Here is a 19,100-nt window from a genome sequence, read left to right on the forward strand (position 1 = left end):
ATTGCTTAAGCCAAATGATTTTATCGAATAAATACCCATTGATCAAATTTATAATCTCCATTTATAGATATAAAATAAAGATTTTGCACTCCTTCTATTTTAGTATTTATTTTTGTAACCACATCTTCCCAATCATGATTATTAAACTTTACTACAGCTATCGGATCAGCATTAGGATTGCCGAGACAAATTTTAAATGTTCCGACGCCTTTTAATCGTGTTTTTATTTCTTTAGGTTGCATATTAAAATTAACCCCTTTCACAACAGTTGATTGACCTGCATCATCAATGCACAGTACTGTATTTCCCAATATCTCTGTCTCTTCAAATTTTACACCTTTTGTTCCAGCAACAGTTTCCGCTTGTTGCACTTCATAAGGATTCAATGTTCGTATTTGTTTTGGACCCTTCATTGTCATATTTCCCATTTTATACTTCACATTCTGCTCATCAACATCCAAATAATCAACACATACACTTCGAAAACCACCTTTCATTCCACGATAATCTTTCAATGTCATATTATGATAAAAAATATACCATTGCCCCTCATACTTTAACAACGTAGTATGATTATTGCAGTATGAATAACCATATTCACCCGGATTTTTCAGGTAATTATTTTGATATATCCAACTCTTGGGATTGAGAGGGGTTTTACTGGTCATATAACTCATACAACAAGTTGTAGGTTTACCATCAGTATTATTATAAGGCCATTCTTCTCGATCTTTCCAGTTAGTATTATAAGTATATACCCAAGTTCCATTAATATAATTTAACTCGTTAGCTTCAAAATGATAGGGTGCAGGAAGTTCAGCGATACTATCAATATGCAACATATCTTCGCTTAATTTAGCAATACGAGCATTACCTGGCATAAAATCTGTACCTGATTTATTTTTATCTCCACCTCCAAAACTAACCCAAGCAACACCATGCTCATCAATTACGGCTCCCGGATCAAAAGGACATGCACAATCACCTAGTCCCGGTGTATCAAAATCGAAAAAAGTTCGTCCAATAGGGTCTTTCCAAGGGCCTACTGGCGAAGTAGATGTCATCAAACCAGTGCTTCCTCCATTTGCAAAAAACATATAAAAATGAGTCTTTCCATCATTTTCTTTGCGAGAAACAATTGACGGAGCCCAAGATACTCCAGCCCAAGGTTTACAAATTTCTGTAGTTTTTATCAAACCGTGATAAGTCCAGTTTACCATATCATTAGTAGAAGCCATCACCAAAGTACGGATATAAGCATAATTATTCTCATTATCTCTACCTACAGAATCCATTTGTTGTGTGTCATTAGTACCATATACATAAACTCGTCCATTATAAACAATAGCAGTAGGATCTGCCATAAATTTAAAATCAAGAATAGGATTACCACTATCTTTCGATGGGTCATCTGTTAATTTAGGCGTACTTTCGTATTGAGGTCTTTCACGTTCAATGTTATCACTCGTTCCTATTGCTGAAATATCAGCCGTACATGCTACTAAAGCATAAAACAATAGCGTACTTAAATAAACTCTCATGGTTTAATTAGAATTAAGTAAATATTTCTTTTATCAAAGGGTATAAACTCTTTGTTCCCAATGCATTGATAGCACAAATAAATGAAAAAAAAATAGATATGGAGGAGATATTATGTTGACTAAAAGGTACTCTTATGTGTTTAAAGACATTTTAACCCCTTCAAAAACTCAGAAGGAGACATTCCAAACTCATTTTTAAAATTCTGAGTAAACCTTTTTGGAGAATTAAATCCTACCGCATAAGCTATTTCTGCAATCTGCATTTGGCTTTTCTCCAGTAGTTGACGTCCTCTTTTCAAACGTATAATACGAATAAACTCAGCAGGCCCTTTCCCAGTAATGAACATTAATTTTTTATATAAATGACTTCGACTGAGTCCCAATGATTCGCTAAGTGATTCTACCGTAAAATTTGGATCAGCTATATTTTCTTCTACAATTTTAATCGCTTTTTCTATTAACTGCTCGTCTAATGTTGTAATCGTTATCTCACTAGGCGAAATATCCATTTTTTCTTTAAACTCATAATGACAACGTTTTGTCCATTCTATAAACCTTTTAATACGCAATTTCAATATATCTAGATTGAACGGCTTGGTAATGTAATCATCAGCCCCCAGTTCTAATCCTTCTAACTGGTTCTCGTCTGCCGTACGTGCAGTAAGCAAGATAATAGGAATATGTGACAAATGAACATCTGTCTTAATCTCACTACAAAGTTCTATTCCATTCATAACGGGCATCATCACGTCACTGACAATAATATCAACATCACAACATCGCGCAATATTCAACGCTTCTAATCCATTCTTTGCTACTTTTACAATGTATTCATTAGCCAAACTATCCGCCAAAAACTCACAAAAGTCATTATTATCATCAACTAGTAATAATATCGGTTTAGAATCAGCACGATTTTCCCGATAATCGTTGTACTCTTTGCTCAGTATATGATTCATTTCTTCACCATTCAGCATTGTCACAGGCAAACAAACAGTAAAAATACTTCCACAAGGTTTATTATCTTGAACCGAAATTTCTCCACCATGTAGAAGCACATATTCACTTGCTATATTAAGCCCGATTCCGTTACCAGAGTTATCATCATGCGTCTGATAAAATCGCTCAAAAATATGCTTTTTATCTTTATCTGGGATACCTAATCCGGTATCAGCAACTTTTATGCATAGCATATTCTTTTCTAAATAGACTCCAACAGTTACATTTCCTCCATCCGGAGTATATTTAAAAGCGTTGGACAAAAGATTATTAAGAATCTTTCGTACTTTGTCTGAATCAAAACTCATTGGAAAAGTTTTTATTCCGCAAGAAAAAGAAAAACGCATGTTACGACCAGCTGCGTAATCATAGAAAGGAGTACAAGTTTCCTTAACAAAATGAATTATATCACCTTGTTTACAATGAAGTGTTTCTGCTCCAACATCTAACTTACGAAAATCAAGCAAAGTATTTATTAACTCTAACAAATGTTGCGCATTCATCTGAATTACAGATAATTTTTTGCGAATACCACTATCTGAAACCTCATTCAGCATTATCTGTAACGGAGTTAATATAAGCGTCAAGGGAGTTCGTAAGTCATGACTTATATTAGTAAAGAAATTCAATTTCATCTCAGAAAGATAGATTTTCTGCTGATGTTCAAACTCTATTTTTTGTTGCTCAAGTTTCTCTCGATGACGTTTTTTTATCCAAAAGACAAAATATACCACTATGCCTAATGCTATAAAAGCAAATAACAAATATGCCCATACTGTTTGGTAAAAAGGAGGAATAATGCTTATATATAATACTGTTTCGTTTCCCCACTCTCCCTCACCATTACGTGCTTTAACAAAAAATTCATATTTTCCTGGAGGCAAATAGGAAAAATTAGCTTTGTTTTCCCGAGTATAAATCCATTGGTCATTGAAACCTTGCAATTTATATGCATACAAAACATTGTCAACATCCAACAAATCTCCTGTCATATATTCCAATGAAATAAATTTATCTTCATGACTAAGCAATAACGAGGAGGTCTGTTCTATAGGTCTGTCAAGTATCTTCCGATCATTATATAATGTATCAGCATGAATTACAGTATTTCCTATGCTCAATTCAGTAAATACTATTTTAGGCAACAATTGCATTTTTTCCGAAACTTTATTAGGATTCACTAAAACATAACCATCTATTCCCCCCAACACTATATTACCATTTTTCAATTTATAAATAGAATTTCCATTAAAATTGCCATTCATAAGTCCGTCTTTAATAGAATAATTCTTTGGTAGAATATTTAGTTTGCCCCTCTCCCTTTTTGTAATAGACAAAACAGAAACTCCATTACTTGTAGTCACCCATATTTTTTCATCATTATCTTCAGTAATTGCTTGTATGACATTATTACATAATCCTGTTTCTTCATCCATATAATATAATGAATCTGTGTTCAAATCCCAAATTGTTAACCCATTTGTATGAGCAAGAAATAATTGATTGTTTTTACTTTTATATGTATTTGATATATATGGTGATTTAAAAATCTGAGTACCCTTTTTATTACCTAAATATAAAAATTGCTTACCTGTAACAATATCTATAGTATACAATCCATATGGAGTACAAACATAGAGTTTGTCTCCACCATCGTAATGTGTACTAATGGAATGAATATACTCTCCATCAACATTCAATATAGAAGAAATAGTTCCATTATCAGGATCTAAACACTGTAACGCCTCAATTGATGAAATCCAAATTTTGCCATAACGATCTTCCAGTAATCCCCATATAACATTACTTGCTAATTCGTTGTTTTGAGGAATAAATTTATGCAACTTCCCGTTTTCAAAACAAAACAATCCATTCATATAAGAACTGATCCAAATTCGTCCTTTTTGATCTTCCAATAAAGCAATAATAGAACTATTGAAAATTGGGAATTTACGTAAAGTTCCATTTTTTCCTTCTATATATAATCCATTACCATCTGTCCCCAACCAAATATTCCCGTTCCTATCTTCCATCACAGATGTAATATCACTACAATTTGGATATTTTACAGTAATAAATTTGCGAAAGCTATCGTGACAATAAGACAATCCTACTTTGTTATGTCCGATCCAAATAGTTTCATTTTTATCTTGATATAAACAGGCAACATGATTTGAAGCAATTGAAGTATTATCATTAGTTGTAAATAATATATTCTTCAGAGTTTCACTGGCTCTTTCATAAATAAAAATACCTTTATGATCTGTACCAATCCAAATACATCCTTTACCATCATCCAAAACATCACGAACACCATGACTTTTCGTTTCAATTTCAGAATGAAGTGTAATTAACCGCCACTGATGCAACTCACTTTTTTTATAATAAATCAGATCTGTTTGATGAGAAAATATCCATAAACCTTGTTGTTTATCAGCATAAATCTTATCATACGCTTCGTTACCAATACAAGGAGATTCAATATTAGCCAATACTTCACTTTCTTTACATAGTCGCCATAACTCTCCTGAATCTAATATTAAGAATAAAAAACTATCGTTATCACTTATATCTACACAAGATTCTATTATTGAAGGATTGATCAAAATTGTTTTTCCTTCTTTATTATGTGTATCATAAAAATAAATTCGATCAAAACTTAATACCCATAAATTACGATTATTATCTACATAAATACGATAGTCATCTTTTACTTGTACACCATAATCTTCCAGTAATTTTATGGTATCTATAATAAATTTGTCTTTCTCTCGACAATAAACAACATAACCAAATCCATTACTAATCCAAATATTTCCTAAACCATCCTCTTGCAACGAACTAATATCATTAAAATTCTCATTATTAAAAGATAAAGAGTATTTTTTAAATTCATAACCATCATAACGATTCAGCCCAGACATAGTACCTACCCATAAGAAACCGTAACTATCTTCTAATAAAGCCTTTACATTATTGTTAGAAAGTCCATTATCTATATTTAAATGACGAAACACATAAGAGCTTTGCCCAAATGCAGACAAGGAAATAATCAAGAAAAAGATATATAAATATACAAATTTATGATTCATATGAACTTTTAATAGGTTTACTTTAATCTTATATTAACTTGGTTAACATTACTTCTAAAAAAAATAAGATTACATTTACCAAACCTTCTTTTCAAAGGATGAGGATGAAATTGAATTAATAGAAACAACTATAAAACTTCATTGATTTAGTTTGTACCTAATACCCAAAATCCAGACAGTTGTTTAATTCTACAATAATACATTATTTTTTTCATATAGACCGCATTTCCATATATTTTTCTTTTCCAAATTGCTGTGGTGAAACCAAGCGTTTTAGAGGTAAAGTTTCACCGTAAGCAGATGAGAGTGAGTAGGTTGCGGTGAAAGATGGATACACGAACAACACGGAATAAGCGGATGAAACGCAGATTTTTAATTTTTAATTGAATCAGCGTGAAGCTTTATCTTTCACCATATCTTGCTGTATACCAGAATGAAAGTTTCCTGGTGAAAGCGTGAACCCAATTTTCCTCTTTCTACTTTTTATCCATGTAAATCTGTCCTATCTGTGCTGTCCGCGTATCTATCTTTCACCCATTCTTCATTTCGAATGTTTCACTTTTCGTTCTCAAAGTGCCACTTGGCGGACGTAACTACCTACTTCAGCCTGGCAACATTGATGATGGGCTGGTAAGTTTTGTCCGTACCCTCTACGAGTATTGCCTGAATACCCCGTCTGTAATGCAAGTACGGCTCGCGAGCCGTGCAAGCGTCCCACAAATGGAATGCAAGCGTGGCTCACGAGCCGTACAAGTGTCGAAGAAATGCCTCCCGGAATTACTTGGAAATCAGTACGTCGAATTCGGAGTACCCCGCCACCTTATCGCCCTGCGTATTGCTCAAGGCACGGAGCTTGACGAAACGGGTCTTGACGGGAGCAAACTCTTTCATCTGCCACGAAGGATTGTTGCGGATGTTGGAGAACTCGCCTTCGCTGACCAACTTCCACTCACTGCCGTTGTCGGAAACATAGAACTCGTAGAAGGTGATGATGCCCGACGGAAAATAGTCGCTCTGGTCGGGAAGGTATCTGAAGCCTTTGATTTCGAGGGATTCACCAAGGTCGATAACCAAGTCGGCAGGCATCATGCCACGCTGGTGCCATCCGGGCCAGGCTTCACCATCGATCACACGGGCGGCGTTCGCATCGGCAGCTATCACTTTCCACTTCGTGCGCGACACGCCGAACTCTTCGCGGCTCACTGTACTCTGTTTGCCGGTAGCCATATCGACCGAAACGGCACTGACAGTAACAACGCCGTCGGCCATGAACGGACCGGTGTAACGGAGCGACTGGGTAGTGGGGTCAGTGCCGTCGAGGGTATAGAACACTGCTGACTCGCCGTCGGCGGGACGGATGATGACTTCACCATTGGGATGGCGTACAATCTGCGGTTCGGTGAGTACCTGCGGTGCATTGTAGATGCCGATGTTCGAGATGAGCGGACATGCCTTGGCGTCGAGGATGGAGATGCGGACTTGCGTAGCCGTGACGGTGGGCAGGCGCAGGATACGTTTGTAGCCGATGGTGGTCTCGCGGGCCAGTTCGCGCCACTGTCCGTCGACGTTGGCTTCGACCTTGAATGACTTGACGCGCTGTCCCAAACGGATATACTCTTGCAACAGAACGCGGTTCAGCGTAGTAGGTTTCTTAAACGTAAAGGTGATGTCGGACTGTGTAACGCCGTCGTCGGTGGCCCAGTAGGTGCCTTTCTTGCCGTCGATGGCTTTGGAAGCAGCATACTTTTTGCTGCCACCGCGCACGTTGCCAGCTTCGACTTTGGCTTTGCGGGCCAGGTCGTCGGCAAAGGCTTCGTCGAGCGCCTTGCGCAGTTCGAGCACGGCACGCTCGTCGTTGGCATGAATGCGGCCTTCCTTATCAATAGGGAAATTGAGCAGCCATGTACCGTTGCGACCGATGGAGTTGTAGAAGATGTCGAGCAGTTGGGGCAGTTTCTTCACCTTGGCATCCTCGTACTTGTGGTAGAACCAGCCCGGACGGATGGAAACGTTCACTTCGGAAGGAATCCACTGCTTGCCGTCCTCGATACCTACGCGAAGCTGTTTGAAGTCGGGTTCGCCGGGAACAAACTGCTTGTAGTTGTAGAGACTCCAGTTGGTCTCGCCCACCGAACCGCCTTCGTTGCCACACCAGCGGATGTCGGGACCGCACTCGTTCCAAATGATGGCCTGCGGTTGCAGTTCGCGGATAAGGCTGATGGTATTGTCCCAATCGTAATAGGTGGAGCGATCGATGTTGCGGTTTTCGCGTGCACCGCCGTAATAGCCCCAACCACCGTTGGCACCGTCGAACCAGACTTCAAAAATATCGCCATACTGGGTGAGAAGTTCCTTCAGCTGGTTGCGGAAATAGGTGATGTAGCTGGGCTGGCCGTAGTCGGCACGGTTGCGGTCCCACGGCGAAAGGTAGATACCGAACTTCAGCCCATACTCCTTGCAGGCATCGGAAAGTTCGCGAACCAGGTCGCCTTTGCCGTCTTTCCACGGCGAGTTCTTGACGGAGTATTCAGTGTACTTCGTCGGCCAAAGGCAGAAACCGTCGTGATGCTTGGCGGTGAGGATGATGCCTTTCATGCCGGCTTCCTTGCAAACACGTGCCCACTGGCGGCAGTCAAGATTGGTGGGATTGAACATCTGAGGTGTGTTGCCACCGTCGCCCCACTCCTGGTCGGTGAAGGTGTTGATGGCAAAGTGGATGAAAGCATAGAACTCCATTTCGTGCCAACGCAACTGATTTTCGTTAGGCAGCAGACCGCACGGAGCAGGTGCGGTGGTCTGTGCCTGTGCTGCGGACAGAAATATCCACAGGGCAGAAAGTAAAAATAAGGTTTTCTTGATCATGGAACTTATGATAATGGTTAATGGTTAATGATTAATGGTTAATGAGCTGCAGAAATTCTTCATTCTTCATTATTATTCATTCTCTCGGCTTTAACTCCTAAAAAAATGTATCATCTGAAGAGGTTGTGTCAAAACCAAGTGATGGTATCTGGCTCCCCTCCTTCGGGAAGGAGGAGAGTTTCAGATACTTCTGTTTTGACACACCCTCCAGATACTATATTAAGTTAAGGAACTGCTTTCCTTTTAGGCACGGATTACACAGATTTTCGCGGATGATTATTCTTCTTTCTCTGCGTTTTTCCGCGTAATCCGTGCCTAAAAATAACAAGATGTCAGTCACTTTTAGTTTTTATACACCCTTCTTGAGGCATTTACTCCGTCAGCTTACGGGTCCGGACATATACGCTGTAGGGTTCGTCGGTAACTTCGAACAAAGGCTTCAGGCGATACGTGGTGCCACCGTCGTCGAGCGAAAAGACGAGATTCTGCGCATCAGTTACTTTCAGCCCCGAAACTACGTCGGACGCCGAACCTTTCAGCCAGATTTCATCGGGCGACTGGAATGCCAGCAGCATGGGGCCGTAGAAGACAGCAATCGTACGGTCGTCGTCGGGCATAGGCTCGATGCGGAAACCGAAATCGAAACGGATTTCGATGCGGTCGCCGTCGCTCCACTTGCGCTGAAGGGTGAAGAAGGAACCGGGACTACCCGTACCTGCCCGCTCACCATTGACGAAAATGGCTGTCTGCTTGCTCCAGGAAGGAATGAACAGGCGGAGAACCAACTTGGATGACTTCTTCATGGACAACGTGATGCCTGCCTTGTGATCACGAAGCAGGTCGCCAGTCTGGGTCAGACTGACACGACGGTCCTTCCAGTTGAGCAAGGTAGGAATATACTGATTGACCCAAAGCGTATCACCACTATGGAAGTAGATGTTGTTGTTCAGCAGCGAAAAGGCTTCGATGCTGGAACCGTTGCAGCACTTGAAGTCGGCCTGACTGTCGAGGTACTTCTTCTGCCGCGGCGAGCCCAAAGGCAAATGATAGACACAGGCTCCGGTCTCATGGTTCTGAAGAGCCATCACGGCATTGTAGAAAGTATTCATGTAGGCATCAGCATACTTCGGATTGCGGGTCCAGGTAAACAGGTGTGCCGTAAGCTTTTGGGTGTTGTGCGAAACACAGCTTTCGGCTATCTCGCGGGTGAGCGTATTGCCCAGATGCCCCGGCAGCCCCCAGTGTTCGGAAGTGAGCGAAGTGGGCGTAGTAGCATTGGGACGCGGACCACTGCTCGAACCGTTGACATAGGCATGGGCCGAGAGAAGCATCTCCCAGAAGTTGGACACCGCATCGTAGTACAGCGGATTGCCGGTCCGGTCGTAACCTTCGGCAAAGCCGTTCACCAGCACGAGGTGGGTATTGGCGTGCAAGCCGGAAAGAATGTCTTCGTTGGCAGCAAGGGGACGGAGGAACCAGTCGCGGTCGAAGATACGGGCAAGCTTCAGGTGTTTCTCGTCGTGCGAGATGGCATAAAGCTCGTAAAGGACTTCGTTCATGGCACCCGCCTCGTTCGAAGGATTGGCCTGAACAGTGTAGAGCATCTTGTAGATGGTGGCCTCGTCGAGCCGGCTCATGCGACGGTCTACATAATCGGCCATCCCGAGCAAGATGTCGTAAGCCTGTCGGTTGCCGGTGTTGCGATAGACATCGAGCAGACCTTGCATGATTTTATGATAAGTATAATAAGGTGCCCATACGCCACCAAAAACTTTTTCGAGCACATCGAAGTCGGTGGCAGGAAAAGCGGACAGGTAACCATCACCTAACGCCGACTGGCACTTGGCAAGTTCGGCAACCATGTAGTCGAGGCGGTCGTGCAGGAACGAATCGCCATACTTCCGTACCACCGAAGAGGCCGCCGACAGATAGTGACCTACAAAATGTCCGCGCAACCCGATGTACGGTGCTTCCCACCCGCCAAGCGGTTCGGCCGACGAAGAAAGCCCGGCATTGACTCTGAAATTGTGGAGCAGACGGTCGGCATCGAGCGACTTTATCCAAGCGATGTTCAACGATTCGCGCTGCTGCACCCAGGAGGGTTGCAACACAACATCTTCAACCGGAAACGAAAGGGCACGGGACTTATCGTCCCCTATGCCCTTTGCGCTAAGACTACCGGCCATCAGGGCCGATAACAGCAATAACAGAATTTTATTACTTGACTTCATTTTTAAAAGCGGACTTGACTGTTGCGTTTATCAGAATTACTTCCGGGCAGGCTTTACACTGATACCTTCGGTAGTCAGCTTAATGGGCTGAATAGTGCCGTCGGGATTGAAGTAGAGATATTCTACGCACACATGACGGCGACAGTCGCCACCCGGAGTGCCGTCCAGCGGATAAGAACCGTCGTGGTAGAAGAAATACCACTGTCCCTTGAACTCGACAACAGAAGGATGAATGGTAAAACCGTGATTGGCCGGGCCGGTAATGTAGCCACGGAACGTCCACGGACCTTCGATGTTCTCGGCAGTAGCATAACAGATCTGCTCGGGCTGTACACCGGGAGCATCGGCAGCATATACATTATAATATAGGTTACCACGCTTGAACAACCAAGGACCTTCGGCAAAGTTACGGAAAGGAACCTTCTTGACGGGACCGTCAAGTTCGATCATATTCTTCTTCAGTTTCACCATGTAGCAGTCGCCATTACCCCATGCCATCCAGGGAGTTCCGTCATCGTCGATCAAGACAGTCGGATCGATATCGGCATTGGGACGGTGCGAGTCAGGTGTCATGTCGTCAGTAATCAGCGGAGTACCATCCTTACGAGCCGGCTTGAAGGGGCCTGTAGGCGAATCGCTGACAGCTACGGAAATCATGTGCTGTCCATTGTCTTTCCGGTCCAGAGTAACATAATAGTAGTATTTGCCATCTTTCTCGACCACTTGTGCAGCCCATGCTCCGTAAGGACTTGCACCGGGGAAGTCGGCAGCACGCAATACGGGACCGTGTGCCGTCCAGTTCTTCATATCGGAAGAGGAATAGCAAAGCCATTCGGGCATGTTGAACCATCCACCTGCACCGGCTCTGTCGGCTCCGACGTAAGCATAGGCTTTATCGCCAATGATGGTGACTGCCGGATCGCCCGTAAACGAATCGCGGAACAAGGGATTCTGTCCAGGCTTAAACGGTTTTTCTTCTCCGCAGATGGAAACTTCGTCAATAGCTCCGTCGAGTACGGAAAGACTGTTGGGGAACCCACCCGGATAACCGCGTCCGATGACCCACATACCGGCATTGTGGCGTACAGCCAAGCCTTTATACTTAAGAGTGGAAACACTATACTTCTGTCCTCCGGAAAGACGGACACCAAACTCCAAGACTGTTTCGTTCTTCTTCTCATTGTATCGGGCACGGGCATAGACATCGTACCATCGCCCGCCTTCTACATGACTGCCTGCGGCAAGACGTTGCGGATGACCATCGACATCGGCCACCTGGACGAAAAAGCGTTGCTCCATCGGGTCGAAGCCAATGGATATATCGGCATAAATGGAACCTTTGGTACCTTCCTTGCACAGATAAACCTGCTCGGTACCCAGATGGTTGCACTTCAGACTGAAACTGATGTTCCATGCCTGCTGTATGTCGTAGAACGGTAACGAACGATTGAAAGGAACTACATACTCACGTCCTTTCAACAAAAGAGAACGGGTATTGGGACGCCCTTCAATGGAGGTAACCGGCACATCGTCGGAAAAAAGATTCGGCGAAGGCATGTAATCGTTACACTGAATCAGATTACCGTTGCCGGTTTCGTCGTAAACGTAAGGCTGCGGCTCGGCCGGTTTTCCTTTATCCGACGTCAGCGGCTGCCCGACTACGGAAGGCGAAACAGAATCGCCCGACAGATGCTGTACTTTTTCGAAACTCCAATATGCCAGTTGTTTGGCTTTATCTGTGTCGCCGGCACTTGCTGTTGTAGCAAGTAAAAATAACAAAGGGACACCGTTTGCTAAAATAAATCTTCTTTTCATTAGTAATTCATTAATTATACAAATCTAAGATCAACAGATTTGCAAAGTTTTGATTAAAATGCTACATTTCCGACCTGTTTGCTGACTTCTGTCAATCTCCAACAAGGCTTTATACAAAGAACGGCAATTATCATAGAAGATATATCAGCCAATACTTACTTTTAATAGCACAAAAACGACTTTTTTCAGGCCAATTACTCCCAATTCGACAAGAACTGAGGGGTTTTCAGTAAAAAAGCATATCACATTAGCAAGTTTTTAGTCTATTTTACCTAAATTTGCAACCTCTTTTCAAAATGACAACAAACATCAATAGGTAAACAAAGTTCTACAAATCAGAAAAATGAAAGCGTTCGAATTCAAGCCGAAACTCTACACGGCTCTTAAAAATTACTCTAAAGAAATGTTCATGGCCGACCTTATGGCCGGTATCATTGTAGGAATTGTGGCCTTGCCGCTGGCCATTGCTTTTGGTATTGCATCAGGCGTATCACCCGAAAAAGGTATTGTAACAGCCATCATTGCCGGATTCATCATCTCGTTACTGGGTGGAAGCAAGGTACAGATAGGCGGACCGACGGGAGCATTCATTGTGATTATTTACGGCATTATCCAGCAATACGGCGAAGCAGGCCTCATCGTGGCTACGCTGATGGCAGGTGTCATACTGGTATTGCTGGGCGTGTTCAAGCTGGGAGCTGTCATCAAATTTATTCCTTATCCCATCGTTGTGGGCTTCACGAGCGGTATCGCCGTCACTATCTTCACCACGCAGGTAGCCGACGTATTCGGTCTGCAATTCGGCGACGACAAGGTGCCGGGCGACTTCATTGGCAAGTGGATGGTTTACTTCCGCCACTTCGACACGGTGAACTGGTGGAATACATTGGTCAGCATCGCCAGTATCGCCATCATTGCGCTGACACCCAAGTTCTCGAAAAAGATTCCCGGTTCGCTGATTGCCATTATCGTGGTGACTGTAGCCGTATGGTTGATGAAAATGTACGGCGGTATCGACTGCATTGATACCATCGGCGACCGCTTCAGCATCCGTGCCGAACTGCCTGACGCTGCCATCCCTGCCCTAGACTGGGAAGCTGTGAAAAATCTGTTCCCTGTAGCAGTAACCATCGCCGTACTGGGTGCCATCGAATCGCTGCTTTCGGCTACAGTAGCTGACGGTATGATTGGCGATAAACACGACTCGAATACGGAACTGATAGCTCAGGGAGCTGCCAACATCGTAACTCCGCTTTTCGGAGGTATTCCTGCAACGGGTGCCATTGCCCGTACAATGGCCAATATCAATAATGGCGGTAAATCTCCTGTTGCCGGTATTGTACATGCTGTAGTGCTGCTGCTCATCCTGTTGCTACTGATGCCGCTGGCACAATACATTCCGATGGGATGTCTGGCCGGTGTGCTGGTAGTCGTATCGTACAACATGAGTGGCTGGCGTACGTTCAAGGCACTGCTGCGCAATCCCAAGTCGGACGTGACGGTATTGCTTATCACTTTCTTCCTGACAGTCATCTTCGACCTGACCGTAGCTATCGAAATCGGTCTGGTGATTGCCTGTGTACTGTTCATGCGCCGAGTTATGGAAACAACGGAAATATCTGTCATCAAAGACGAAATCGATCCGAACAAAGAATTGGATATTACAACTCATGAAGAGCATCTCATCATTCCCAAGGGAGTAGAAGTATACGAAATCAACGGCCCTTACTTCTTCGGCATTGCTACTAAATTCGAGGAAATGATGGCACAAATGGGCGACCGTCCTAAAGTACGTGTCATACGAATGCGTAAAGTACCGTTCATTGACTCAACCGGTATTCACAACCTAGAAAACCTGTGCCGCATGTCACAAAAGGAAAAGATAACAATTGTTCTCTCGGGTGTCAACGAAAAGGTACACAAGGTGCTCGAAAAATCCGGATTCTACGAACTGCTTGGTGAAGAAAACATCTGTCCGAACATCAACGTAGCACTGGAAAGAGCACAGAAACTGCTTTAAGTCGAAAAAATGGCACACAGATAACGCTGACCAGCGGTCTGTGTGCCATTTTTCTATTATTATAGTTCTTTGCGAAGTGTGCTTAGCTCTTATTGCGCATCGGCAGGTTTTTCGATACCTTCGCTTGTCGCACGCTCTTCCATACGCTTGATGCGTTCGTCAAGATCGGGATGAGTAGAGAACAATTGATTCAATTTACTGGTTTTCTGTGCACCGGCTTCTTCCTGCAACGACTTCAGCTTGCGGAACGACAAAGCCATTGACCACGGATTCTTGCCCGACTTCTTCAGAAATTCATAACCATAATCATCGGCTTCACGCTCCTGCTTCTGCGAATAAGTAGCGTTGACCAACGCTTCGCTCAAATCACCCAACTGCGAATCGGTCAAAGCAGCCACTTTACCTCCCTGTGAAGAAATACCGTCTTTCAAAGCCGAAGTGAGTAAGGCAGTGCGGAATCCGCTTTTCGAATCACGATGGGCTACGTGACCAATCTCATGACCAATCACTCCCAGCAATTCTTCATCGGTCATAATATCCATCAGGGAAGAAAAGACACGTACACTGCCATCGGCACAAGCAAAAGCATTCACATCGGTCACATAGTAAACTTTGAAGTTCAAAGGAATACCGTCGGCATCGCCTAAACCTTCCGTCAGTTTCTTCAACCGTTGAGTGTACGGATTGTCATCGGGGCAAACCTGATTATGCTCATCCATCCACTCAATGTACTCCTTGACATATTCCGTCATCTGCTCATCGGTCAAGGTAATGGCTTTTGCAGCCTTCGCTGCACCACTCAGCGCCTTTTTCAGATTAAACTGAGCCATGGCAGGCACTCCCACCGCCAGGCATAGCAGCAAAAGAGCTGCTTTTAATAGCATTTTTTTCATCATATACATTTATTAATAAGAACCATCAGTTACAATTCTGTTCTTCCCCTGACTTTTGCGGACGAAGCATTACCCAAGCACCACCGGCACAAACCAAGCCACAAGCCAACATTATGCCCCATATCCAGCATTCATCGCCCGGCAACCGAACATCATTCGTATATTGCGGACGACAGAGTACGGTTACTTCATCGCCCACTTGCCTGAAAGGCCAATAATATTTTTTGGAAACGTAACAATCGCCATACTTGTCCGTGGAATATTTTATCAGCATTTCATGTTCAAACCTCACTTTCCGATGACGATGTACCCGCTCCGTACTGGTTTTCTGAATCACTCCGACAACACGTTCATGAGTACTGTATGCATGATACAACGACCAGAAGCCATACAATGCACCTCCAGACAAAGCTATTCCTCCCAATATCAGCAGAAAGCAAATCAATTTTTTGTGTAAAGGATCCATAAATATTGACTTTACTACAAAGGTAATATAAAGCCTGCGAAATGCAAAGCGAAAAAGATGGTTTATAAGTATCCGAATGGGAAGTGCAACGAACCACATTCAGAATAAATATTTATCACAACTTCTCTACTATCCTGCAGAACTGTTGTAGGAAAGAAGGAAGAATAAGAATACCGTTTGTATATGACATAAAAATAGTTATCTTTGTAACAGATACTATCTCTGCTTCATTGGCAAATAAACCCTGACGCATTATGAAAAGAAACTATCCGGTAGGCATACAGAACTTTGAAAAAATACGTAGTAGAAACTATTGTTATATTGACAAGACTGAATTGATTTACAAACTGGTAAAATCAGGACAGTATTATTTCCTGAGCCGCCCCCGCCGATTCGGAAAGAGTCTGCTTATCTCGACCCTGGAAGCATACTTTCAGGGGAAAAAGGAACTTTTCGAAGGACTTGCCATGGAAACACTGGAAAAGGAATGGATCGAATACCCCATCCTGCACCTTGATCTCAATACAGAAAAGTACGATACACCCCAAACACTGGAAAACAAACTTTCCCTGAACCTGAAAATGTGGGAAGATGAGTATGGAGCCAATGAATACGAATATTCTCTTGCCACCCGTTTTGAAGGAGTGATACGCCGTGCGGCAGAGAAATGGGGCCGAAACGTAGTCATCCTCATCGACGAGTACGATAAACCCATGCTTCAGGCCATCGGCAACGAGGCGTTGCTGACCGACTACCGCAACACGCTGAAAGCCTTCTACGGCGTGATGAAGAGTTGCGACCGCTACATCAAGTTTGCCCTACTGACCGGAGTAACCAAGTTCAGCAAGGTGAGCGTGTTCAGCGACCTGAACAACCTGATGGACATCTCTATCGACGAACGATTTGCCAGTCTGTGCGGCATTACAGAAGAAGAACTGTTCACTAACTTCCAGGAGGACATCATCGAACTGGGAAAAGAGAACAAACTGACCGAAGAGGAAACCAAGGCTGAACTGAAAAAGATGTACGACGGCTATCACTTTGCAGAGGAGAGTGAAGACATCTACAACCCCTTCAGCCTGCTCAATACGTTTGCCAAAATGCGCTTCGGAAGCTACTGGTTCGAAACCGGTACACCCACTTTCTTGGTCGAACTGCTGAAGCACAGCCGTTACGACCTGCACCGTCTGACCGAAGAAATGGCTTCTGCCGACTCGTTGGGAGGCATTGATACAATGCACACCAATCCGGTGCCCATTCTGTATCAAAGCGGTTACCTGACTATTAAGGGTTACGACCGTGAGTTCCAAGTTTACTATTTAGGATTCCCCAATAAAGAGGTAGAAGAAGGCTTTACCAAATTCCTGCTCCCTCGTTACGCCTATTTGGAGACGGGCAACCCGTCGTTCGAAATTATGAGTTTCGTCAAGGACGTGCGTCAGGGCGATGCAGATGCTTTCCTCCGACGGCTTCAGAGTTTCTTTGCCGACAGTCCTTACGAACTGGCACGCGACCTGGAGCTGCACTACCAGAATGTGCTTTTCATCGTCTTCAAGCTGCTGGGCTTCTATACGCAAGCCGAATATCACACTGCCAGCGGACGCATCGACATGGTGGTAAAGACAGATAAGTACATTTATGTCATGGAGTTCAAGCTAGACGGCACCGCCGAAGAAGCGTTGCAGCAGATTAACGACAAGCAGTATGCCCTGCCCTTTGCCTCCGACTCACGGAAACTGTTTAAGGTAGGCGTGAACTTCAGCAAAGAGAAACGGGGCATAGAGGGTTGGATAGTAGAAGATTAAGAGAGAATATAGAAATCTACTACTATTCCTCGAACTGATCCAACAGTTCCTTGCACCTTTCCACGTGTTTCCTATATTGCAACAAAGCTACCACAATAGCAAAGACGATGGAAACAATGCCCGACACGGTGATAAGCTGTACAGTGGCAGCATCGTCCGCCCGGTCATACAGCCGCATAAATATATAGGTAAGCATAGCGGTCAAGGGAACTATACTGGCCACGAGCGACCCCGTATAGAATTTGCGATAACCGGTAATCTTTTCTGTAACCGTCCGCACATCATCGTTCAACAGATTGTTCATGCCCAGCTTGCGGCTGACCCACAGGCTGACACCCAAATCGGCCAACGCCCACAACGACACCAATATACCAAACAACATGGGCCAGTCTGTGTTGATACAAATCACGATAATCATAGGCACCGTCAGTCCGTCACCCAGCATCCGGTCTCTGATTTCCTTGCTGATGGCCATCGCGGGCCGTTTCCTGAGGGATTTGAAAAACTTTTCGTTCAGTGTTTCCTGCTTTTCCAACCCTTCCTTAAACACGTTATACTCCGATTTCAGTGTCTGAAGTTCTTTTTCGATATTGATTTCCATACGATTCCTTTGTTAAATGTTAGACATTTTTTTGAGTTGTTCCTTGATGCGGACCAGTTTGAACGAGACATTCTTGACAGAAATACCTAGGATAGCACCGATTTCGTCGTAGCTCAGGCCTTCGAGCCACAACAGGACGACGCTTCTGTCCACCAGCCCCAACGCGTTGATCCGCTTATAAAGCTGCTTTATCTGCAAATTCTTTTCAAGGCTGTTTCCATCCGTGTGGAAACCTTTGCCGAGGTTCAGCCGTTCGCGCTGCTTCTTCTTCCGGTTGCTGAAGTTGATGCAATAGTTCAGACTGACGCGATAGATCCATGTCCTGATGTCGCTTTTCCCCTCGAAACTGTCGAAGCCTTGCCATAACCGGACAAGGATGTCCTGATAGAGGTCGTTCACCTCGTCCGTATCTTCCGAAAACATGTAACAGACGGTATAAATGGTCCGCTCATGTTCCTTAATGATATTTGTGAATTGTTGTTCTTTCGTATTCATTTCACTTTCTGCTTTTATCTGTTAGACCACTGACAACTCAAAAAACTATAGCCCGGAAACAACTTTTTTCCGGTTTTCTTTTGCCGTAAGCTACGTATCAGTTTTCAGACCATAAAATTCACCATTTCTCCGATCTTTTCCACTACCCGATGGAGCAAATTCCGGTTATTCACGGCTCAAAAAATAACGTTTCAAAGCAACCTGCTTATTATGAGCGGTTTACTGTGAAACGTGAACCATAAAAATTCCTCGTTTGTATCCTTCGTGAACAACACTTGCA

11 protein-coding genes are annotated in these 19,100 nt (G+C 43.7%); 2 read left to right on the forward strand and 9 right to left on the reverse strand.

Annotation, left to right across the window (positions count from 1 at the left end):
* Positions 1-20: 20 nt before the first annotated feature.
* The 5 genes from BQ5591_RS01705 to BQ5591_RS21045 all read right to left on the reverse strand — a co-directional run bounded on the left by BQ5591_RS01705 (position 21) and on the right by BQ5591_RS21045 (position 12,504).
* Positions 21-1,541, reverse strand: a complete 1,521-nt coding sequence (locus BQ5591_RS01705; RefSeq protein WP_083380842.1) for a glycoside hydrolase family 43 protein — start codon at positions 1,539-1,541, stop codon at positions 21-23.
* Positions 1,542-1,681: 140 nt separating this feature from the next.
* Entirely contained in the window at positions 1,682-5,632 is a 3,951-nt protein-coding gene (locus BQ5591_RS01710; protein ID WP_071148193.1) for a hybrid sensor histidine kinase/response regulator transcription factor, read from the reverse strand.
* A gap of 777 nt (positions 5,633-6,409) precedes the next feature.
* Positions 6,410-8,494, reverse strand: coding sequence for an alpha-L-fucosidase (locus BQ5591_RS01715; RefSeq protein WP_071148194.1), 2,085 nt, complete (start codon positions 8,492-8,494; stop codon positions 6,410-6,412).
* A 371-nt stretch (positions 8,495-8,865) separates the two neighbouring features.
* Positions 8,866-10,725: a glycoside hydrolase family 127 protein gene (locus BQ5591_RS01720; RefSeq protein WP_071148195.1), complete on the reverse strand. Its 1,860-nt coding sequence runs from the start codon at positions 10,723-10,725 to the stop codon at positions 8,866-8,868.
* A gap of 36 nt (positions 10,726-10,761) precedes the next feature.
* Positions 10,762-12,504: a glycoside hydrolase family 43 protein gene (locus tag BQ5591_RS21045; RefSeq protein WP_071148196.1), complete on the reverse strand. Its 1,743-nt coding sequence runs from the start codon at positions 12,502-12,504 to the stop codon at positions 10,762-10,764.
* 379 nt (positions 12,505-12,883) lie between these two features.
* On the opposite strand from BQ5591_RS21045, the gene BQ5591_RS01730 reads away from it, so the two are divergent.
* Entirely contained in the window at positions 12,884-14,560 is a 1,677-nt protein-coding gene (locus BQ5591_RS01730; protein WP_071148197.1) for a SulP family inorganic anion transporter, read from the forward strand.
* 89 nt (positions 14,561-14,649) lie between these two features.
* Here BQ5591_RS01730 and BQ5591_RS01735 read toward each other — a convergent pair whose 3' ends face one another.
* Together BQ5591_RS01735 and BQ5591_RS01740 are read right to left on the reverse strand one after the other, a co-directional pair.
* The gene (locus tag BQ5591_RS01735) at positions 14,650-15,453 is read right to left on the reverse strand and encodes a M48 family metallopeptidase (RefSeq protein ID WP_022164320.1); all 804 of its coding nucleotides are present in this window, start codon (positions 15,451-15,453) and stop codon (positions 14,650-14,652) included.
* A 25-nt stretch (positions 15,454-15,478) separates the two neighbouring features.
* Positions 15,479-15,919: a DUF3592 domain-containing protein gene (locus tag BQ5591_RS01740; RefSeq protein WP_159434407.1), complete on the reverse strand. Its 441-nt coding sequence runs from the start codon at positions 15,917-15,919 to the stop codon at positions 15,479-15,481.
* A 254-nt stretch (positions 15,920-16,173) separates the two neighbouring features.
* Here BQ5591_RS01740 and BQ5591_RS01745 point away from each other — a divergent pair, with 254 nt between their 5' ends.
* Complete coding sequence (locus tag BQ5591_RS01745; RefSeq protein WP_071148199.1) at positions 16,174-17,724, forward strand: ATP-binding protein; 1,551 nt, start codon at positions 16,174-16,176, stop codon at positions 17,722-17,724.
* 22 nt (positions 17,725-17,746) lie between these two features.
* Here BQ5591_RS01745 and BQ5591_RS01750 read toward each other — a convergent pair whose 3' ends face one another.
* Positions 17,747-18,325 carry a hypothetical protein gene (locus BQ5591_RS01750; protein WP_071148200.1) on the reverse strand — a complete coding sequence of 193 codons (579 nt, stop codon included), beginning with the start codon at positions 18,323-18,325 and terminating at the stop codon, positions 17,747-17,749.
* 12 nt (positions 18,326-18,337) lie between these two features.
* Entirely contained in the window at positions 18,338-18,820 is a 483-nt protein-coding gene (locus BQ5591_RS01755; RefSeq protein WP_022163178.1) for an RNA polymerase sigma factor, read from the reverse strand.
* Between the last annotated feature and the right edge of the window lie 280 nt (positions 18,821-19,100).

It is taken from the genome of Bacteroides ndongoniae, assembly GCF_900108345.1.
Classification (GTDB): domain Bacteria; phylum Bacteroidota; class Bacteroidia; order Bacteroidales; family Bacteroidaceae; genus Bacteroides; species Bacteroides ndongoniae.